This window comes from Marinomonas sp. (assembly GCF_965225885.1).
Taxonomy (GTDB): domain Bacteria; phylum Pseudomonadota; class Gammaproteobacteria; order Pseudomonadales; family Marinomonadaceae; genus Marinomonas.
This window is the reverse complement of sequence record NZ_OZ245329.1, coordinates 748,195-768,617: the sequence shown is the minus strand read 5'-3', so window position 1 is coordinate 768,617 and position 20,423 is coordinate 748,195. Positions and strand designations below refer to the sequence as shown.

Genomic DNA, 20,423 nt, shown 5'->3' with positions numbered 1-20,423 from the left:
ACAGCTTATCGCTTTTTCAGTTCTTTAAAGAGTAGAGATTAGTTTAATTCAATATAAGGTTAAATTAAATGCGCATTAGGCAGTTTGGTCTTCAACAGCCCACAACACTAGAAACCATTACGACCTCGTTAAAACACCCAATTGATTGGGGCAATCCGTCACTCATTCCGCGAGTCCTCCATCAGATCTACGAGAAATCATGCTGCCTTTTCAATGAAATCGAAAGAAACCTCACCGCGGCAAAACGCACTCAAATTGTGCAAAAATAAAGTATTGCATCGAAACATTTTCGGTCTTAACGTCAATTATTGCTGGTCACAAAATGCACGATTAAGTCTTTTAAATCAGGCTTGAATGATGGACAGTGGTAACAATAAGAATGGTGCAGTGAATTAATTTATGTCAATTAAAGAGATAGCAACCCAGTTGGAGTTGTCGGTATCGACAGTGTCACGAGCACTGAACGATTATCCAGACATTAGCCCAAGTACGAAAAAGCGTGTGCTGAAAGAAGCAGCGCGACAGGGCTACCAATTGAAAGGGCCAGAAATGGCTCATTGGGTGCAAGCAAAACGTGTGATCACGGCGATTATTCCTTGCCAAGACACACAATATCTCGACCCCATTCTTTCGAAGGTGTTGGCTGGGACTCGACATGCGCTGCAAGCAGAGGGTTATTTACTGCAAGTGGTGGCAATCGATACGGGCAAACAGGAATTAAGTGAGTTTGAACGCCTAGTAAAAGCGGGCGATCAAGACGGTTTTCTGCTCCTTCGCACTCGGGTTAACGACCCGAAAGTCCATCGTTTACTGAAACTTAACGTACCTTTTGTGTGTTACGGACGCACCGAGCGCGCGGCGCAATTTGCTTGGCTGGATTTAGACAACTATCAAGTCGGTCATTTAAGCCTTAGCCGATTGCACGAACAAGGCCATCGCAAGATTGGCGTGGTATCGGTAAGCGAGCGATATTTTTTCGCCCAGGAAAGACGACGCGGTATTCAAGACGCCGCCGAACAAATTGGGCTTTCTCTTGCGTCTGAACAATGGCTAGAAGTAGGCTTTGATGAGGAAAAAAGTTACCTCGCCTGTGCCGAATTTCTGCTCCAGCACCCAGATATCACCGCGTTGATTTGCCTAACCAGCACCAGCGCGCGAGCCGCGGCATTAGAGGCCATGCGATTACACAACACACAGCTCAATGAAAGAGAAAAGCCAGTGTGTGTGATTGGTTGTGATACACCCGCTGATGAGCTGACCGCCAGTATGGGGATCACCAGCATTCAACAAGCGCCACCAGCACAAATAGGTGAGCAACTTGCCAGAATGATGGTGTCGCGCATCAAAGGAACTCCGGTGAAGGACCTACAGGTCGTTTTAGCACCGGGCGTTGTGACAATAGGATTCTAAAATCTAAAGGTTCAGACAATTACCAATAAAAACAATAGTACCAATAAAAACAATAGAGGAAGCCATAATGAACAATAGAACTTCACTATTCGTCGCCGGCACTGTGCTGGCCAACGGACTCCTAATCAGCTCGCTCGCCAATGCCGCCACGGTAGAATTTTGGACAGCGCAAACCCAAACTGACCGCTTACAAAATATTGAATTGCTGGCCAGTACCTTTGAAGCCTTAAACGATGGGGTGACCGTTAAAGTCGTCGCTGTTGATGAAAACGAAATGGCAACACAAATGGCAGCAGCCGTTGCCGCTGGGACCACACCGCAACTGATTGAAGTGAACTCCGAAATCATCATGGCGCTGGGTGAAGAAGGCATTGTCGATACCAAAACACACCAAGGCGTGATCAAAGACATCGGCAAAAATCGCTTCCACAAAGGCGCATTGACCACACTAACCTCACCGTCTGGCGAATATTACGGTTTGCCCTACCATGGTTGGATTCAAGGAATCTGGTACCGCAAAGACTGGTTTGATGAAAAAGGTCTTGCTGCACCAAATACCTGGAAAAACATTGAAACCGCCGCCAAAGCACTGACCGATAAAGCCAATAATCAATACGGCATATTGGTCGGCACCAAACAAGACAGCTACACAGAACAAGTCTTTACTCAACTAGCGCTGTCCAATAACGCCGCCGAATTTAATGCTAAGGGCGATCTCGTATTCAACAGCCCAGCCACTCTAGAAACTATTAAGTATTACAAAGAGCTAGCTAAGTACAATCCACCTGGCCCACAGAACTGGCGTGCTCGGGATTATTACTTGCAAGGAAAGATGGGCATGTTCTTTTATTCCTCTTACATCATGGATGATCTCGCCTTAGCAGAAGTCGCCAAAGGTTCTCTATCTTCTGAGAACTTCAAAGAACTCAGCGGCGGCACTTTTGACCCTGAGTTGGTAAAAAACACCGCGTTCGCACCGATTATCACCAATAAAAGCGCCGCGTCTTACGGAACCTTGTCTGGCCTTGTCGCACTGAAAACCCAAAGCGCTGAAGACACTAAAGCCACCAAAGACTTCATCGAATTTATGTACGATCCAGCTAGTTACATCACCTTCCTACATATGGCACCAGGCGGCATGAACCCGATGCTAAAAGGCATCGCTGAAGATCCAGCCTATTTGGAAGATCCAAACGGTGTATTTAAGCTTTACGGTCCAGAAAAGATGAAACAAATCGTCTCTGGTTTTGACGACATTCGTTCTTTCTCCGTGGTGAAAGGCAAAACCTTCCCTGCGTCTGGCGCCATCTTTGCTAAATCGGTGATTCCTCGAATGATCTACGACGTAACCATTGAAGGCAAAGATCCGCAAGCTGCACTAGACAGCGCGGAAGCGGAAATGAAAGCCATTATGGGCGAATAAACAAGCGAAGGTATGAATAAAGGGAAGCAAATATGTCTTCTGTCTTAATAAAAAACGAAGCTCGACTCGGCCTAAAACTGGTCGCTCCCGCGGTCGGAATCATTGGCTTGCTGGTGATTTACCCTATTTTGTTCAACATCTACCTGAGCTTTTTTGATGTTCAACTCAATGGCACCAAGACCTTTGTCGGTATGGAAAATTACACGGATTTGCTCGGTAATCCGCGTTATTACCATTCGATCGGCGTATCGGTTATTTATCTGATCGGAACCGTTGTCGGCACCACGGTGCTGGGGTTAGCGGCGTCAATTCTGATGAATCAAGAGTTCCGCTTTCGCAACCTGGCTCGCGGTTTGATTCTCCTACCTTACTTTGCCCCTGTTATCAGTGTGGTGTTTGGCTGGCAGTTTATTTTCGATCCGGTGAACGGCATTTACAACCATGTGGTGGTCGATGTTTTGCATCTGACCGACACTCGGGAAAATCTTATCGGTAACCCCGATTCTGCTTTGTTTGTGGTGATCATATTCGATATCTGGAAGCATTTCCCGATCGCCTATTTGCTGTTTCTCGCCAAGCTGCAAAGCGTACCGAAAGACTTGTACGAAGCCGCCGCGATAGACGGACAAAACGCGTGGGGCCGTTTCTGGCATGTGACATTGCCAGAACTAAGATTCGTCATTGGCACCGTGGTGTTGCTGCGAATTATCTGGAATTTAAACCGCTTTGAAGATGTTTACTTGCTTGCACCCAATGTCGAAACCTTGCCTATTTTCACCTATTACCAAGCGTTCGCAGGCATCGTCGATCAAGGCGTCGCGGCGGCGATTTCGGTGATTCAATTACTCGTTCTGGTCGGCTTGATCTGGCTGTACGTTCGTAAAGTCCTTAAGTGGTAGGGGAAGAATATGATGAATAAACGCTCAACCACCCAATCTGTGATCTTGTATGCCTTGGTACTCGCCTTAGTGATTTTTTGCGTGTTTCCGTTTTTGCAGATTCTTGCGACCTCGTTAAAACACCCAATTGATTGGGGCAATCCGTCACTCATTCCGCGTGTTTTACACTTGGATGCATACAAAGAGCTACTTGGCTTGATGCCAGCAAAAGAAGTGGATGTGCCTGCTAGTGTGCAACGCTTACTTGATAACCCAGCGCTGTCGGCCGAGAAAAAGCAGATGCTACTGGATAAATTTAGCTCTGGCGGCGATGTGTTTCCGTTTGGTCGCTACATGCTCAATACCTTTGTGATTTCCTTCGTGACAGGGATTTGCTCGACTTTCTTGGCGTCTCTTGCTGCCTATGCCATTGCGCGCTTACGTTTCCCTGCGCAATCCTTGATGGCAAACGGTGTTTTGTTTGTCTACATGGTTGGCGGTGTTTTGCTGATGGTTCCGCTCTATCAAATGAGCGTCAACGTCGGCTTGGCATCGAGCGCGACAGGGACGATTTTCAGTCTGTTTTTGATCTATCTGATTCAGACCTTGCCAGTCGCCATGTACATGTTGGGAAATTACTTTCGTACCATTCCCTTCTCACTCGAAGAAGCGGCAATGATGGACGGTTGCTCAAGGGTGGAAGCCTTCTGGCGCATCATCATGCCCTTGTCAAAACCCATGCTGTTTACCGTGTTTATCTATTGTTTTGTCATCGCTTGGAACGAGTATTTGTTTGCTTCCGTGTTCCTCAAACAATACCAAGATTTCCAAACCTTGCCGTTGGCATTGCAAACCCTATTCACCTCGAAAAATGCCATTTGGGATCGCATCATGGCCGCGTCCATGTTGACGCTATTGTCAGTGGTGATTTGTTTCATGTTGGCGAATAAGCATTTATCAGGCGGACTTACCGACGGCGGCGTTAAAGGATAAGGAATAGAATTATGAGCTCAGTAATCTTACGTAACGTAAACAAGTCCTATGGCAACTTGCCGATAGTAAAGAACCTCAATTTAGAAGTAAAAGACGGTGAGTTTGTCGTGCTGGTTGGCCCAAGTGGTTGCGGTAAAAGTACCACGCTGCGCATGGTGGCAGGGTTGGAAGACATCACCAAGGGAGAAATCCAGATTGGCAGCCGCGCCATTAATGATTTGCCACCACACAAACGCAACATCGCCATGGTGTTTCAAAACTACGCCTTGTATCCACATATGTCGGTGCGAGAAAACATCGTCTTTGGTTTGAAGAAATCCGGTGCCGACGCGGAAACCATCAAACAGAAACTCGCTGATGTCTCGGAAATGCTCAAGCTCGACGATTACTTGGATCGCAAACCTGCCGATTTATCTGGTGGCCAGCGCCAACGTGTCGCCATGGGGCGAGCCCTTGCTCGTGATGCGGATGTGTATTTGTTTGATGAGCCATTATCGAACCTAGATGCCAAACTGCGTCATCACATGCGGACGGAAATCGCCCGTATTCAGCATCAATACAACATGACGGCGATCTACGTTACCCACGACCAGATCGAGGCCATGACCTTAGGCGACCGAGTCGTGGTGATGCGCGATGGCATCGTCGAACAAGTCGGCACACCGATGGAGATCTATCTACAGCCGACCAACACCTTTGTCGCGACCTTTATTGGTTCACCCGCGATGAACTTGATTGAAGCCAAGATAGAAGGCGAAGATCTGGTATTCGACAATTACCGACTGCCAGCGGCGAAAATCGCCAATGTAGATTTACAGGACTTCAAATCCCACGACACAGTTTTGGTTGGCATTCGCCCTGACTTCTTTGAAGACAGCGCCTTGTCTTTAAAGAGATCTCCTAGTGACAACCTATTTGAATTCAACGACATACAAGTGGAATTGGTAGAAAACCTCGGCTTCGACAAAGAGATCATGTTCAAACTCGGCGGCGAAGACGCCAAAGCCCGACTCGACCTACGCTCCCACGTTAAACGCCAAGAGAATATTTCGTTATCGGTGGATCTAAATCGCGTCTTGTTATTCGACACCAGCCCGCAAGGCATGCTGTTAAATGCAGGGGAGGTTTGAGGGTTTTGAGAAGATAGGTGGAATGCAGCCTTTTGATGACTAAAAGGCTGCTTGGATTTATATCAGCCCAACCATTTCGACATATGCTTTTTAGCTTCATTATTCGATAGAACTCGGCCTTTTTGTATCGCCGTTTCACCACGTATAAGACCTGCTAATATTTTCGTATAGTTAGACCCAACCACAAAAATTGGAGGTTGACGGCCACTTAACTCTTTAAAAAAATGGCCATTTGAAATTTTAATGAGGTGATTATTCATTCAATATTTATAATTCTAAGATATATTGTCAACTCTAAAAAAGTATGTGTAGCGCTCTATGATAATCACATTCTTGAACCGGAAGAAACTCGATACTGTCTCAGGTCCTCATCTGAAATATCTGAGCTAGGCACCAATCTATAATGTTTTTCCCTTACTAACTTAACCTGATCTTCTTGAACAACAAGTTCAAATATAGCAATTAGATCATCCTCCATAAACTGTGTGGAAATAGCCCTGATAATCAAATTTGGATATTTTTCTGCACAACATAATATATCTTGCTTAGTTTGAACAACCGAGAGCTGGTCATTTCCACCTTTTGCCTGAACTGGAATGACATAATGGCTGCCCCACTGATCTACACCAACATAGATTTCATCTATTTCTATTTGTCCCACACTTTTCACAGTTGTTCTCAAATGATTCTGTAATGAATAGGTTGTAAGTCCAAGAAATATATCGATTAACCTGTTATATCTCACCTTAGCTAAAGCATATTGGCTTACAATTTCGGGGGTGGAGTCTGGTATTTTTATCGTAATCAATTCAGGATTAGGAAGAATTCTGTTTACTTTTACCAATTTAATAACATATTTAGCTCGGCCTGCGCCTTCAATTATCCACTCCATTCCCTTTGGTTGAGTCTTAATGATTTTTTCCGGCATCCCCAATCTATAACGAATAGAATAAATAATATCGCCAAGGTTTTTTATAGGCTCACCCCCTAGCTCAAGAGCTGCCTGTTCAAGATCTTCTCGTTTAAAGTATAGCTCTTCATTTAATGATTGATAATGATCAAAAAAGATCTTCTCAATCAACATATGATATCGATTCTTTAGGGAACCTCTGAAAAAAGACGAACTTATGGCATGATTCTCTTTATTTCTTTCGACTTGGGACAATACCATGGATCAACTCAGCTTTTCTGATGCCGAACATAACAGCAAGCGTAAACAAACAAAACGCGAACGCTTTCTTTTAGAAATGGATAAGGTGATTCCTTGGAAGCGCTTAGAAGAATTGATCTCGCCTCATTACCCAAAGTGGGAGGGAAAAGGACGTAAGCCCTATGAGCTTGATACTATGCTGAGAATCTACTGTTTGCAGCAATGGTACAACCTAAGTGATCCTGGGATGGAAGAGTCACTTTACGAGATCCACTCGATGCGTCAGTTTGCCAAACTTTCGCTTAGCAGAGGGTCTATTCCAGACGAAACGACGATTCTCCATTTCCGTCATTTGCTTGAGAAACATCAACTGACGCAGGCTATTTTGTCTGATGTTGTTGAGTATCTAAACGAAAGAGGTTTGATGCTACGCACAGGCACCATCGTGGATGCCACGATTATTAATGCTCCCCTTTCGACTAAAAACAAGCAAAAAGCGAGGGATCCAGAAATGCACCAAACGAAAAAAGGCAATCAATGGTACTTTGGTATGAAAGCGCATATCGGAGTCGATGCTCGTAATGGTTTGGTTCACAGTGTCCACACCACCGCCGCCAATGTCCATGATATTGTGGCGGCAGAACACTTATTGCACGGTGAGGAAGCGTTTGCTATAGGAGACTCAGGGTATCAGGGCATCCAAAAACGAGACGAATTTAAGTACAGCGAAACGCAATGGCAAACGGTTCCACGCCCAAGCTGTTACCAGTCCGATAAGCTGAGCGATAAGGAAAAAGAGGTAGGACAAAAAACCGCCAAACTCTTGTCGAGTATCCGAGCCAAAGTAGAGCACCCCTTTCGTATTATCAAACGTCAATTTGGCTTCACGAAAACACGCTATAAGGGACTGCATAAAAACAGTGTTCAGCTAAACATGCTTTTCGCCTTAGCGAATTTATATCGTGCACGGAGGGTATTGTGATGCGCTTTGAAGGACCCCTCCTCTGAAAATTGGCACAGAGCAATAAACAGAGTCGAAGTGTGACTGTTTATTGGAAAAATAGGCTTCTTTGAGGTCCAAAATGAGTAAAAAGTTATGCACAAGGGAGAGGTGCTAATCAGTACAGAGGTTCCTTAGTTTAGCCATTGCTTATCCTTAGCGCTTCAATTTCAGACTGTTTACGTTTTTTGTTACCACTTTTTCTATCTCGTTTGGCGATAGGGTTTTCAATACTCCAGTATTTTGAAGCTGAAGACATGTCCATTCTTAATAAATTATCATCCCCCAAAACCAAAACTTCATTTGGCCTTTTTAGATTAGGTGAAATTATATTCATCAATTGCCTACCTAACGCGTAAGCAAGTGGAGGCGGAACGGCATTCCCTATTTGTCTGGCCCCATGCCATTTTGTCTCATGAAATCGGAACCAGTCGGGAAAACCATGTAAGCGTGCCATTTCCCTTACAGTTATACATCGAGGGTATTCATAATGTATTGGGCGTGGGCTAGTAAATGCACCTCTTGATGAATCAGTACCTGCTCGGAGGGTATTACAAACTCCATATTTAGATAACTTAAAAAATCTTGAAATTTTTTCAATTTTACCAGGGGATGTTTCTGCAAACCGTCTTCGTGAAATCTCAGTATGTTCTGTTCTAAGGCTACTTGTTAAACGGCTTTTATCCCATTCCCTTTTATAACCCAACCTCCAACCATCATCGTTAATACAACGCATTAAAGCCGAATAATCCGAAGCTTTTTTTGTATATTTAAACTCTACTTCATCACTTTTCATTAGCTCTTCGAAATCTTCTGCATTAGGGAGGTCACCTAAAGCTTGCTCGCAACTCACAGATTTTTCGTTACCTTGTTCTGGATATTCTGGTAAGGGCACTCCTTTTTTTGCACCAATTAAAAATAAACGCTCTCTACTTTGCGGGACACCATAATCTTTGGCATTTAGTACTTTCCACGGAGTCAAAACTTGATAGCCTATAGATTCGAGCTCTTTTATAATTTCTTCCAGAAACATCTTGTGCTTGCCAACAGTTAGTCCCTTCACATTTTCGAATAGGAAATATGAAGGCTGTAGTTCTTTTACTATGCGAATGTATTCTTTTACTAATTGGTTCCTTGGATCATCTAAAGCTCTTTTTCCTATTAGTGAGAAGCCTTGGCATGGAGCGCCTCCAGCAACCAAGTCAATTTTTACCGTGTCACTGAGGCAAGCCGCATCTCTAATATTTTGACCGCTGACGTTATTAATAGAATTCGGAAGCACAGCGCAATTTGGAAAATTATACTGGTGAACGCAAGAGTGAATAGGGTCAATCTCTACTGAAGCGACCACATCAAAACCAGCTTGCTCCAGCCCTAAACTCAGCCCTCCAACGCCAGAGAACACGTCAACTGCTATGGGTCTTTTGATCAAAATAAAGCCACTCAATAAATTTAAAAAAACAAAACTAGATTCTACCGTAATTGGATGGTTTTGTCGTAATGACAAAATCATACTAAGTCGCCTCCAACTCCTAAGCCAATGGTGACTAACTCCGGCATACCTAACTTCAGAATTAAAGCCAGCCAATAAACCCTGATGATATTTGAGACGTCTGGCTAGATGTGTTTTCGGTGAACTTGAACCCAATGCTTATTTGTTACTCTTTCAGAGAAGCCATTTTCTCAACTAGATAATCGACAAAGACTCGGACTCTGGCTGGCATGTGTTGTCCGCCAATAAACACCGCGTGGATGACTTCTTTGTCCTGCGGGTTGAAGTCTTCTAATAAGGGCACGAGTTGCCCCGATGCGAGGGCTTGTTGAATATGGAAGTTGCCAACTCGGGTAATGCCAATGTCCGCCATGACCAGCTCCACCAGCGTTTCACCATTGTTGGACGTCATGCTGCCTTGTATCGGTAGAATGTAGTCTTCGCCGTTCTCGCGAAATGGCCAGCCAGGTTCAACCCGCTGAAAGCTAAAATCCAGACAGTTAAAGTGCTGTAAATCAGCGGGCGTTTTTGGGATACCAGCTTGCGCTAAATAGTTAGGCGAAGCGACGATGGTCCTGCCTGTTTCACCAAGACGTCTTGCAGTTAGGTTGCTATCAGGTAAAGGGCCAAAACGTATCGCGACATCAATATGACCATCGGCCACATTGCTTATCTTATCGCTCACTTCGACTTCTATTTTGATCTTGGGGTAACGCGCTAAAAACTCTTTGTATAAAGGAATCATAGTCAAACGGCTATAAGCCGTTGGAGTACTGACTTTAATCAATCCGCTTGGGCTCGCTCGATCGGCGATAGCACGTTCGGTTTCTTCTAGGTCTTTCAAAATACGCCGTGCCGCAAGCGCATAGGATTCGCCTTCACTGGTTAAGTAAAGTTTGCGGGTAGAACGGACGAGCAGTCTTACACCTAAACGCTTTTCTATTCTTGTCATCATTCGACTTACAGCCGACGGCGTGAGACCCAACGTTCTTGCTGCACCGCTCAAACTGCCTGTCGTCGCGACGGTTAAGAAAGTTTCCATCTCAGCGGTTTTATCAACTTTTATTTGCTTCATTTGTGAATCCAATGCAAAACAGAATCGCTTTTTTGCCCACTATTCGGGTGTTTGTTATCGCGTTATATTCCTTCATGTCATAAATAAACGAGGGATAAACATGAAGATCAACTTTCCATTAATGGCGTTGGCCATTGGTGCTTTTGGAATTGGTGTGACGGAATTTTCCCCCATGGGGATGTTGCCGGTGATTGCGGGCGATTTGGGCGTATCGATCCCAACGGCAGGTATGCTTATTAGCGCTTATGCCTTTGGAGTTTTGATTGGCGCACCTATCATGACCTTGCTGTTTGCCAACATGCCGCGCCGTCGTTTGCTGGTGTTGTCTATGGGGATTTTTACGGTCGGTAATTTAATCAGTGCTTTGGCTGACAGCTACAGCGCCTTGATGATTGGACGTATTGTGACTTCGTTTAATCACGGTGTGTTCTTCGGTGTTGGTGCTGTGGTGGCGACCAACATAGTGCAACCGAACAAACGTGCTGGGGCTGTGGCTGCCATATTTTCGGGCCTCACCATAGCAACCATTGGCGGTGTGCCATTAGCCAGTTTTATCGGGACAACATTCGGCTGGCGAAATGCCTTTTTTGGTATTGCGGCTATTGGATTAGTAACAATGGTGGCACTGCGTTTAAGCCTGCCGCCGTTGGTCAATAAAGACAGGGCGAATATTCGTAATGAATTGGCTGTACTGGGCAAAGGCCCGGTTTTAGCGGCGTTGCTATTAACTGTGGTGGGTGCCAGTTCGATGTTTACGGTATTCACTTACATCGTACCAATCCTACAACAAGAAACCCATGCTTCAACAACTTTTGTAACAGCCATGTTGGTACTTTACGGTGCTGGGCTTGCGGTCGGTAATATTCTTGGTGGACGCTTTGCAGATCGTTCCCTGTACGGCACTTTGATTGTTTCTTTAATCGCGGTGATTCTGTTATTAGTGATTTTTGCTGTCACTATGTCTTCCTCAATTATCGTTGTGCCACTTATCTTTCTCTGGGGAATAGCCAGCTTTGCTGTGGTTCCACCATTGCAATCTTTGGTGGTACATGAAGCCAGCGAAGCGCCGAACCTTGCTTCGGCCATGAACATTGGCGCGTTTAATCTTGGCAATGCGTTAGGAGCGGCATTAGGTGGAGGAGTAATAAGTGCAGGGCTTGGATTGCCTTCCGTAGCCTTAGCTGGGGCAGGAACCGCAGTACTTGGTTTGCTCATGGTATTGCTATTAAAACGTAGCCCTTCAAACCAAGGTAACGAACAAGTTACATCTTCTTAACCTAACAAGCGGGGACTGCTCAAGATATTAATCAAAGCATCCCCGCGCCCATCGTTGCTCGCACCGGAATACCTTCGGTGCTGAAGCCTTCTAAACAATAAACATTGATGCCAAAGAAATCAGGCGAGACGCGTTTGCGGTGGAATATGTTTATGGTCTATTTTCCTGACATGAATCATGCCTTCGTACGTTTTTCAGTTAAAGCGACTTAAATAACGTTTAGTCTCGGTTATTTAGTGTTTTTACTACTATGGTTAAACCGTCTAACGGAAAAGGATTTTCATCTTTTTTTCGTTATCTTGCTCGTATCTTTTTTCTCACTGAAAATATCGATTTTCTAACATTAGCCAACAAAATTAAATGTGTTGCTGATGCCATGCCTACCTATCGTATCTTACCTTAGTGAAGCCGAACGATATCAAAATAACAGTTCTATTATCTTTAAATCAATACGAATGGATTCAAGACCTTAGCCCATTGATGGGGATTATTTGGATCCACGCTTTCATCATTCGTCGCGCTGCCTGCGTTTATGTTTGGTTGTTTGAATTCGTGATCGTTCTCCGGCTATTTGCCATCCATTACGAAGGTTCTCTATGAGTATCAAATCGATCAGAACAAAAATTGCCTTGGCTGCTGGGGTTTGTCTTATCGCCACATCCGGTGCAATTGTGGGTTTTAGTGTGTATACGTCTTCAGCTTCTCAGCAATCCGTTTCTCGACAAACTTCCACTTTAGTGGCTGACGTTTCATTGCGGGAATTAAAAGAAGCCTCTGCCAAGTCAGCACAGTTAATTAGTCAAAGAATCGATGAAGGCCTAGGACTCGCTAGAACCCTTGCTACGTCAGTATCGGCAATGAAGTCTTATGGCGCCGCCAATAATGAGAACAATTTAACTCGTACCTCTTTGAACGATATTTTAGTAGCTGTATTAAAAAACAATAAGCTGTTAAACGGTACTTACAGCGCTTGGGCGCCCAATGCGTTTGATCAACAAGATGCTAGGATGGCAAATACTGAAGGTGGTAATAATCCTGAAACAGGGCGGTTTACGCCTTATTGGACTCGTAATAGTAATGGCAATATCAGTGTTCAGCCCTTGGTAGAATACGATTCAACTGAACAACATCCTAATGGCATCGTGAAAGGGGCTTGGTACCAAGTTCCCAAAAACACACTCAAAGAAACCGTCACGGCACCGCTACCTTATATTGTTCAAGGTCAGCCTGTGTGGTTAGCAACCATGTCGGCACCTGTCATTGTGGATGGTAAGTTTCTGGGTGTCATGGGGACAGATTTTAACCTAGATTTTGTCCAGCAGCTCGCCAAGGACGTCTCTACTCAAATCTATGGTGGGAAATCACATGTCTCCATCACAACAGATAAAGGCCTTATCGTTGCCGACAGTCTAAACCCAGGAATCATTGGGCAAAGCGCAACAAAGATTTACGGTGATAACGCAGCGAATATGATTGCCTTGATCAAGAAAGGAAAATCCTATTCTGAAGACAATACACAAAACGATGTCTATACCGTTTTAGTGCCGATTAGCCTTGGTGATTCGGGAATAAAATGGGGCATTACTTTAGAGGTCGATAAGAACGTTGTTCTCCAAGAAGTCATGCAACTCAGTGATCAACTTGAGTCTGATAATTCAACCGCCATTTGGTATCAATTAATCATTGGCGTAGCCGTCACTATTTTAGCCATGTTAGGGCTAACGATGATTGCCAATAAGATAGCTCGACCTATTATGCTGTCCGTCAAGATGGCTCAAGACATAGCAAAAGGCCGCTTTGATAGCCGGTTAAATTATCACTCTGAGGATGAAGTTGGCCAATTAGCGGCCGCATTAGATGACATGGCTGAATCTTTGCAAAAACAAGTTAACGTCGCAGAGAAAATTGCGGCAGGAGACTTAACCGTGAAAGTTTTGCTCGCCTCGGACCAAGACCAACTAGGTAGATCACTTGAAAAAATGGTAGGCGATTTAAACCATGTCGTGTCACAAATTTCTCAAAGAAGTGGCGTGATAGAACATAATGCCCAATCTGTTTCCGATTTAAGCCATGATTTAGCGAGCGGTGCGACAGAATCCTCTGCCTCTGTCACGCAAATTAGTACGACAATGACACAAATCGCAGCACAAATTCAGCAAAGTGCAAGGCACGCGAAAGAAGCAAGCAACCTATCTCAAACCAGCTATGATCTTACGAAAAATGGCAACGCCTTAATGTATGAATTGAGTAGCGCAATGATAGAGATAGAAACCTCTGGAAATAACATCAACAGCATTATCAGCACTATTGAAGACATTGCGAATCAAACCAATTTATTGGCATTAAATGCTGCGATAGAGGCAGCAAGAGCAGGAGAATATGGCCGAGGTTTTGCCGTGGTAGCAGATGAAGTAAGAACCTTGGCGGCAAGAAGCGCACAAGCCGTTCAAGAAACATCTAAGCTTATTAATGCATCCTCAATAAAAACCCAGCGTGGCATTGATTTGACTTCCCAAACAACGGTTGCATTGGCCAATATTGAGGAAAATATCAGCCGAGTGTCGTCATTGATGGCGGAGATTGCACAAGCCGCAGGCGAACAAGCCATGGGGGCAGAGCAAGTTTCTGAAGGCATAAGTCAAATTGATGAAGTGACTATTCATAACAGCCGCAACTCAGAGGCTTGTGCTCAGGCAGCAACCGAGCTCACCGAGCAATCTAACGACTTAAGTGAATTGATTAAACAGTTTAAAACCAAATAACCGATAGTATCAGCTAAGACAAGTAGACAATGGCTTCCTATATCGGAGGCCATTTTTTTGTCGAATAGAGTGAAGCCTTTACTAAGACGTTTTCATTAAACCAGCCATAGGATGCTGCGTTTGAGCTAAGCCCTTTTGTACACCTTTTTTGTTTTCGACACTTTGGTTTTGGCTGAGTTTAAATTTACCTTGAATATCGGTCACAGCGATTTCAATACCAACGACAGCCGCTTGCAGTCTGTCGATGTATTCCTGGGGCGCATCGGAGATTGACCAAGGTGCAGGTTGTTTCTGCTCATGGGTATTGGTGAGTTTTTCCAGTAACGATAGTTTCCATTCAACGTCATGGATAAAGTTGATTGTGTCTTTGATGTGGACAGCTCGATAGTTCCAGGTTGGCACCGCTTTGCCGTCGACTTTTTTGGAAGGATACCAGTTCGGTGTGATGTAGGCGTTTTCACCTTGAAAAATCACCAATACATCCGCCTGATTCGCTAGGTTCTGCCAAAGCTTATTAGTCTTGGCGATATGAGCTTGCAAGAAAACTCTATTATCGGCATCGACATGAACCAACATAGGAATATGCTCGGCGTTTAGGCCGTCTTCGCCATTCGAAACTAGCGTCGCGAAAGGAAAGGCTTTAACAAAGTCGAGAAGTTCTGCTTGATCCGTTATTGCAAAGTGTTTTGGTGTGTACACGTAAACGTCCCTTCAAATAGAGTTAAGCAGCAATACTATAGGTGTTTTTTCCGTCAGCTTTAGCATTATATAACGCTTGATCAACCGCTCTTAAGCTGTCTCTGTGACTATCGACATTATGACTCGCCAACCCGATACTAATCGTAATCTGTCGCTCAATGGAAAAATTCGTATTTGCAACATTGTGATTCAGTTGTTGTAGTGTTTTTTCTAAACGAGTAAGGCTTTGTTCTGCAAAAATAATAATAAATTCTTCACCGCCCCAACGGCCTACTATATCCTGGGAGTCGACATTACTTTTTAAAACATTAGCGAGCTCGATTAATACTTTGTCACCCTGATCATGACCAAACTGGTCATTCACTTTTTTAAAATCATCCACATCCAGCATGGCGATATAATGATTGCTGGTGGCATTCAGTAATTGATCTTCTATATAACGCCGGTTACGCAGTTTAGTTAGTACATCCGTGGTGGCCAATTCTTGTAACTGACTATTAGCTTCTTCCATCATTTGGTAGGCTTTTCGACGACTCGTGTCATAAAAAAATGACACTATTAATAACAACAAATAAATAAAAGAAAAGTGTATCAAGCTGATAGGTAGAAATGCCTCTGGCTTCCATGTATCCATTTGTGTAAAACAGAAATAGAAAACACCAGCAAAATAGACAAGGCTCAATATCGACCCATAGCGATAGCCTAAAAGAAACACCCCCATCACCGGCGTTAGAAATGCAAAAACGAGAGCAAGCTCTTCATTACCATCAACTAAAATAAGTATAAAAGTATCAATAGAAACAATTAGTTGTAAAATTATAGCGGCAACCTGAGGCCGTTTTTTTACCAGCAGATAATAGCCCCCCATGACACTAAAGAAAAACGAAACAGAGTTCGCTATTAACATGGGCGGAAAATAGTCTATGACCGAATCATAATAAATGAAGAAAGCGAAACTAGAAGAAATGAATAGCAGCGCTGAAAATAAAAATCCGCGGAAACGAAAGTCAGGATGCGTACGTTGAGTGCCAAACCATTGCTCTAAAAGCGATATCACAAAGTAGACCTCTGTCTTTAAAAATAAGTCATTCCTTACGTAATTGTAGAGCGCTAATTTTTAGCATAACTCATTATCACGCCATCAAAAGATGTGCCTACACCATTCCTTTATTGAAGAGTAAACGAACTTATTAAGAAAAAGAATAAATATAATGTAAATAATGGTTTAGCTGTTGAACGCAGGATTTTTTGATAGAAAAAACTGTCTTTTTGCGAGAAGATGACCAAAAAAAAACCGATGTATTTCGATTGAAATGACATCGGCATAAGTGAAAACACGCTCTATTTTTTCATTGCTATAGCTTGCCAGCTCCTGCGTTTTGTTTAACGTAGTCAATCACGTCTGCGGCAGGCAAAACAGGCGTTGGACCATACAAAGTTGGCGTCCAGCCCACCTCTTTAGAAAGTGGTTTGCCGCTTGCTTTGTTCGCTTCTTCAACGATATCAATCATTTTGCCATTGAACATAGAGCCCTGATCGTAAGCCACTTTTCCTTTCATATTGCCGATAGCATGAGAAGGATCGCCATTTTTGATTTCAAACACATTGGCCTCGGAATAAATAGCAGATTCTTTTCCTGCTCCCAATGCCTGGCGAACGATATTGTGCTTTGGCTTATGATCTAATGAGCTCAAATGGCGCTCGTAAGCATTTGCACCGACACCATCACCTTCTGCATTGCCGACAAAGTAATTGTTGTAACTGTGCACTTTGCCATAACGAACCCGTGGCATGCGCTGACCAACATTATCAAAGTAGTTACCATGCAGCGTGACGCGCAAATAGCCTCTGTCTGCGGTTTTACCATCGCTATTACCAATCAGGAAGGCTTTATCATGATCATGGAAATAACTGTTAGAAATCGTCACGAGATCTGCCTGATTGGTGATATCAACCAAGCCATCATGATGCTGAACTTTCTGTGTAATTTCATTCTGTGGGAACGGATACACTGGTGGAAACTTAGAATCGGGACGATCGCCATCTGAGAAAGTGCTGTGATCGATCCAAACACGCTTACCGCCATTGATAGAGATCAAGTCATATTCAGAGTTCCAACGCCCGCCTGGACACATTTGTGGCCCATGGGAAGCATCGGCGTATTCATCCATGCAACCTGGGTAATTGGAGTCGATTTTAAAACTGTCACCCGGATCCCATTCTGGGAAGTAGTCAAAAGCATCTTCAAAGGTAATATTACGAATAATAACATTTTCAACACCTGAACTTATTTGCAACATGCCTTTGATGATTTTGGCATTCTTACCTAGGCCAATAATGCTGGTGTTGGAAGGAATATCAATCACGATCTGGTCTTTTTGATTCTTCGATGAGGCTTTGCGAGCTTCTTCCTGCGGTCCTGTCAGTTTTCTATTAGGACGTTTTTTGATGAGCGGTTTTACATTCCAAACCGAAGGCGCGTAAGCATTTTTATACTCTTCGAAACTATAAGGGGCAACCCGATAGTCAGCTTCCGTTAGCTCTCGACCTTGATCATCGGACGACAAATTAATTGTGCCGCTGATATGAATGATTTTCGGTGCGTTGCCAGCTTCTTTCAGAGCATCAACTAAGGCTTTGCGACTGCTCACGGTGTAAATATGAGCATCAATTGCATTGGCTCCGCCGGTGACTTGTCCTTCGGCCGCGGCCCAACCATCGTTTAAAGGTAAAACAGAACGAGTCAGATCAGCACTTGATATTCCTGAAACTCGATCCACACCAGCCCCTGAGCATCCTGCAATTAGGGTCACTGCGAGGCAGGACGCCGCTAAAATATTTCTATTCATTTTAGTCTCCTAAGATATTGAAAGTTCACAAGCTAAAGAGCTCGTCATGTGCACTTTCAAATCGCATTATTATTTTTATTAGCACGCATATAAAGTGCCTTCCTAAGCAAGGCGTTCATTTTCATTCAAGACCGTCCACTGACTGAAAATTGAATAAAAAACACTCTATATGAATCGCTAGACTATCAGGAAAGAGAAATAAATAAAACGATGTTTTGATTTTTTAGTTTTGCCGTTCTTTTTAGGCTAATCATTCAACAATGCTGCGGTGCTTCCACAAACTGTCATAATGAAAAGAAACCATTTCAGATGTTTCGGGTTGGCTTTGATTGCCATTTTCACCGCAACAGTCGAACCTAACATGGTGCCAGAAGCAAGGATCAATCCGGGAATCCAAAGGATTTGATCGTTCCAAATAAAAACGCCAAGCGCCAAGGTAGTAAAGCCCATGGTACAGACCATTTTTAACGCATTGGTGCGAACAAGGTCGTAACGCAAAGTGCCAGCCAAGGCGGCAATTAGGATAAAGCCAACGCCAGCTTGAACAAAGCCACCGTAGACACCGGCGATAAACAAGGCAATCCAAGCGCTTGGTTTTTCCGAGACTTTGAATGGTATTGTGCCTTCTGGGGGCGCAATCATAGTTGGACGAACGATCATAATTAACGTCATGCCAATCATGGCGCTCAGCAATAAAGGTTTGAGCCAAGTTTCTGGCGCATAACTGGCGGCAAACGCACCGACCACACCACCAAGTAAAGACGGAATCATCACCGGCAAAATATCGGCGTTATCCAGCTTTTTCGCTTTACGAAAGCCAAAGGTCGCTGCCACATTCTGCAAAAACACCCCGACACGATTAGTCGCATTGGCGATATCAGCAGGCATGCCCATGACCATCAGCGCTGGCAAGGTCAGGTTAGAACCCCCACCAGCCAGCGTATTAATAATGCCAGCAATGAAACCTGTACCGATCAAAAGAGCAACGGTGAATAAACTGTAATCCATAATATCGTCCTTAAATGACTCTAGAACGAGTCAGGAGAGAATAAAAAAAGAGGAGCGAATAATAAGGAGAATTGTGTCATTTGACAAAGGTTACCCACAGCCTGCACCAAAACGCCGTATGACAGATACATCACCTCTGTAAAAATACACGATTAAGCACATTAGCCACTGATATTTTTTACTTATAGCCTTATTCATCATGATCAGAAAACATCATTAAAGAGTAATATTCATAAGATATTATGAAAGAAGAAAATGTATTTTAAATGCGAATTTGAGAACAAAATCCAGATAACATAAGAAATTTTTATCGCCAAAATAAAGCATCTGTGTTTATATTTTTATCTTAGGTAAATTAGGCTATATATTTAAAACTACCGGATTTTTTTACAATAAAACCGGATGATTTTATATTTATTTAATAAAGGTAAATACGACAAATGACTATTCGAAAAAAAATAATTGCACTTCTAATGGCTGGCGTTATTCTGCCTGTTCTAATTGTGTCCGTAGTCGTTATTAATCAAGTCCGAGCCGATGCCAAAGCCCAGTTCGAACAACAGAGCCAATCTGAAATTGGTTATGTTGATGCGTTATTTTCTATGTACTTGAATAACCTCTCCGAGAATGCGGCCTTTTTCGCACGTGCGAATGCGATTACTCAACTTACGCCAGGCAGCATTGAAAGCTATGTAAATAAACCTTCTCAAACAATGACTCCTCTTAATAATTCCGCACTGGAAAAAAACGCCTTTGAGTTAATGGATGATTTTGGCCAAACACACCCTGATTTGGCTTTTATTTGGTTAGGCACACAAGATAAAGGCTACCTTCAATGGCCCAATGGTAAAAATGCAGATAACTACGACCCTTTATCGCGAGATTGGTACAAACGTTCGATCAATGAAAACAAATCCATTCGTATTCCCGCCTACCGAGATGCTGCAACCAATGCGCCTCTGGTGGATTATGTGCATCGTTTTGATGGCAAAGAAGGCCAATTTGGTGCCTTTGGTGTCGACGTTAGCCTACAAAAATTGACTGCCATGCTAGCAACTGTGAAGTTCGGCGGGCAAGGTTATGTCGTCATGGTTGAAGATACCGGAACCATCCTAGCCGACCCTTCAAACCCTAAAAATAATTTTAAAAAGCTCGACCAAGCGTCCCTGCCTTACGCCCAATTAGAAAACGCCTCTTCGCTTCAAGATATCGAATTTAATGGTGATAATTGGTTTGCCAGTGTCTACACCTCGCCAAAACTCGGCTGAAAATTCATCG

17 protein-coding genes are annotated in these 20,423 nt (G+C 43.7%); 10 read left to right on the top strand and 7 right to left on the bottom strand.

Going from position 1 to position 20,423, the window contains the following annotated elements:
• Positions 1–68 precede the first annotated feature (68 nt).
• The 6 genes from ACO05V_RS03470 (at position 69) to ACO05V_RS03445 (ending at position 5,834) form a co-directional block, all read left to right on the top strand.
• On the top strand, positions 69–269 hold the full coding sequence (locus ACO05V_RS03470; RefSeq protein ID WP_421847535.1) for a hypothetical protein: 201 nt from the start codon (positions 69–71) through the stop codon (positions 267–269).
• Positions 270–399: 130 nt separating this feature from the next.
• Positions 400–1,410 (top strand): LacI family DNA-binding transcriptional regulator, encoded by a 1,011-nt coding sequence (locus ACO05V_RS03465; protein ID WP_421847533.1) that lies wholly within the window; start codon positions 400–402, stop codon positions 1,408–1,410.
• Positions 1,411–1,477: 67 nt separating this feature from the next.
• The gene (locus tag ACO05V_RS03460; protein ID WP_421847531.1) at positions 1,478–2,833 is read left to right on the top strand and encodes an ABC transporter substrate-binding protein; all 1,356 of its coding nucleotides are present in this window, start codon (positions 1,478–1,480) and stop codon (positions 2,831–2,833) included.
• Positions 2,834–2,865: 32 nt separating this feature from the next.
• The gene (locus ACO05V_RS03455) at positions 2,866–3,732 is read left to right on the top strand and encodes a carbohydrate ABC transporter permease (RefSeq protein ID WP_421847529.1); all 867 of its coding nucleotides are present in this window, start codon (positions 2,866–2,868) and stop codon (positions 3,730–3,732) included.
• Between the two features lie 9 nt (positions 3,733–3,741).
• Entirely contained in the window at positions 3,742–4,704 is a 963-nt protein-coding gene (locus tag ACO05V_RS03450; RefSeq protein ID WP_421847527.1) for a carbohydrate ABC transporter permease, read from the top strand.
• Positions 4,705–4,715: 11 nt separating this feature from the next.
• Positions 4,716–5,834: an ABC transporter ATP-binding protein gene (locus ACO05V_RS03445; protein WP_421847525.1), complete on the top strand. Its 1,119-nt coding sequence runs from the start codon at positions 4,716–4,718 to the stop codon at positions 5,832–5,834.
• Positions 5,835–6,159: 325 nt separating this feature from the next.
• Here ACO05V_RS03445 and ACO05V_RS03440 read toward each other — a convergent pair whose 3' ends face one another.
• A complete protein-coding gene (locus ACO05V_RS03440) occupies positions 6,160–6,918 on the bottom strand; it encodes a hypothetical protein (protein ID WP_421847523.1) in 759 nt (252 codons plus the stop codon).
• Positions 6,919–7,003: 85 nt separating this feature from the next.
• On the opposite strand from ACO05V_RS03440, the gene ACO05V_RS03435 reads away from it, so the two are divergent.
• The gene (locus ACO05V_RS03435; protein WP_421847521.1) at positions 7,004–7,966 is read left to right on the top strand and encodes an IS5 family transposase; all 963 of its coding nucleotides are present in this window, start codon (positions 7,004–7,006) and stop codon (positions 7,964–7,966) included.
• 157 nt (positions 7,967–8,123) lie between these two features.
• On the opposite strand, the gene ACO05V_RS03430 is transcribed toward ACO05V_RS03435, so the two are convergent.
• Together ACO05V_RS03430 and ACO05V_RS03425 are read right to left on the bottom strand one after the other, a co-directional pair.
• Positions 8,124–9,497 (bottom strand): DNA cytosine methyltransferase, encoded by a 1,374-nt coding sequence (locus ACO05V_RS03430; RefSeq protein WP_421847519.1) that lies wholly within the window; start codon positions 9,495–9,497, stop codon positions 8,124–8,126.
• Between the two features lie 145 nt (positions 9,498–9,642).
• Positions 9,643–10,551: a LysR family transcriptional regulator gene (locus ACO05V_RS03425; protein WP_421847517.1), complete on the bottom strand. Its 909-nt coding sequence runs from the start codon at positions 10,549–10,551 to the stop codon at positions 9,643–9,645.
• 100 nt (positions 10,552–10,651) lie between these two features.
• Here ACO05V_RS03425 and ACO05V_RS03420 point away from each other — a divergent pair, with 100 nt between their 5' ends.
• Positions 10,652–11,827 carry an MFS transporter gene (locus ACO05V_RS03420; RefSeq protein WP_421847515.1) on the top strand — a complete coding sequence of 392 codons (1,176 nt, stop codon included), beginning with the start codon at positions 10,652–10,654 and terminating at the stop codon, positions 11,825–11,827.
• A gap of 596 nt (positions 11,828–12,423) precedes the next feature.
• Entirely contained in the window at positions 12,424–14,589 is a 2,166-nt protein-coding gene (locus ACO05V_RS03415; RefSeq protein WP_421847513.1) for a methyl-accepting chemotaxis protein, read from the top strand.
• A gap of 81 nt (positions 14,590–14,670) precedes the next feature.
• Here the strand turns inward: ACO05V_RS03415 and ACO05V_RS03410 are convergent, their stop codons facing one another.
• The 4 genes from ACO05V_RS03410 to ACO05V_RS03395 all read right to left on the bottom strand — a co-directional run bounded on the left by ACO05V_RS03410 (position 14,671) and on the right by ACO05V_RS03395 (position 19,145).
• Entirely contained in the window at positions 14,671–15,288 is a 618-nt protein-coding gene (locus ACO05V_RS03410) for an FMN-binding negative transcriptional regulator (RefSeq protein ID WP_421847511.1), read from the bottom strand.
• Positions 15,289–15,310: 22 nt separating this feature from the next.
• Positions 15,311–16,345 carry a GGDEF domain-containing protein gene (locus tag ACO05V_RS03405; protein ID WP_421847509.1) on the bottom strand — a complete coding sequence of 345 codons (1,035 nt, stop codon included), beginning with the start codon at positions 16,343–16,345 and terminating at the stop codon, positions 15,311–15,313.
• A 298-nt stretch (positions 16,346–16,643) separates the two neighbouring features.
• Positions 16,644–18,137 carry a pectate lyase family protein gene (locus ACO05V_RS03400; protein ID WP_421847507.1) on the bottom strand — a complete coding sequence of 498 codons (1,494 nt, stop codon included), beginning with the start codon at positions 18,135–18,137 and terminating at the stop codon, positions 16,644–16,646.
• A gap of 246 nt (positions 18,138–18,383) precedes the next feature.
• Entirely contained in the window at positions 18,384–19,145 is a 762-nt protein-coding gene (locus tag ACO05V_RS03395) for a sulfite exporter TauE/SafE family protein (RefSeq protein ID WP_421847505.1), read from the bottom strand.
• Between the two features lie 440 nt (positions 19,146–19,585).
• Between ACO05V_RS03395 and ACO05V_RS03390 the strand changes: the two genes are divergently transcribed.
• Positions 19,586–20,413 (top strand): cache domain-containing protein, encoded by an 828-nt coding sequence (locus tag ACO05V_RS03390; RefSeq protein ID WP_421847503.1) that lies wholly within the window; start codon positions 19,586–19,588, stop codon positions 20,411–20,413.
• Positions 20,414–20,423 lie beyond the last annotated feature (10 nt).

Coding starts and splice junctions, on each gene's coding strand:
- ACO05V_RS03450 (WP_421847527.1), top strand. CDS start 3,742: ATGATGAATAAACGCTCAACCACCCAATCTGTGATCTTGTATGCCTTG.
- ACO05V_RS03440 (WP_421847523.1), bottom strand. CDS start 6,918: ATGTTGATTGAGAAGATCTTTTTTGATCATTATCAATCATTAAATGAA.
- ACO05V_RS03415 (WP_421847513.1), top strand. CDS start 12,424: ATGAGTATCAAATCGATCAGAACAAAAATTGCCTTGGCTGCTGGGGTT.
- ACO05V_RS03430 (WP_421847519.1), bottom strand. CDS start 9,497: ATGATTTTGTCATTACGACAAAACCATCCAATTACGGTAGAATCTAGT.
- ACO05V_RS03445 (WP_421847525.1), top strand. CDS start 4,716: ATGAGCTCAGTAATCTTACGTAACGTAAACAAGTCCTATGGCAACTTG.
- ACO05V_RS03435 (WP_421847521.1), top strand. CDS start 7,004: ATGGATCAACTCAGCTTTTCTGATGCCGAACATAACAGCAAGCGTAAA.
- ACO05V_RS03425 (WP_421847517.1), bottom strand. CDS start 10,551: ATGAAGCAAATAAAAGTTGATAAAACCGCTGAGATGGAAACTTTCTTA.
- ACO05V_RS03465 (WP_421847533.1), top strand. CDS start 400: ATGTCAATTAAAGAGATAGCAACCCAGTTGGAGTTGTCGGTATCGACA.
- ACO05V_RS03390 (WP_421847503.1), top strand. CDS start 19,586: ATGACTATTCGAAAAAAAATAATTGCACTTCTAATGGCTGGCGTTATT.
- ACO05V_RS03395 (WP_421847505.1), bottom strand. CDS start 19,145: ATGGATTACAGTTTATTCACCGTTGCTCTTTTGATCGGTACAGGTTTC.
- ACO05V_RS03455 (WP_421847529.1), top strand. CDS start 2,866: ATGTCTTCTGTCTTAATAAAAAACGAAGCTCGACTCGGCCTAAAACTG.
- ACO05V_RS03400 (WP_421847507.1), bottom strand. CDS start 18,137: ATGAATAGAAATATTTTAGCGGCGTCCTGCCTCGCAGTGACCCTAATT.
- ACO05V_RS03470 (WP_421847535.1), top strand. CDS start 69: ATGCGCATTAGGCAGTTTGGTCTTCAACAGCCCACAACACTAGAAACC.
- ACO05V_RS03420 (WP_421847515.1), top strand. CDS start 10,652: ATGAAGATCAACTTTCCATTAATGGCGTTGGCCATTGGTGCTTTTGGA.
- ACO05V_RS03460 (WP_421847531.1), top strand. CDS start 1,478: ATGAACAATAGAACTTCACTATTCGTCGCCGGCACTGTGCTGGCCAAC.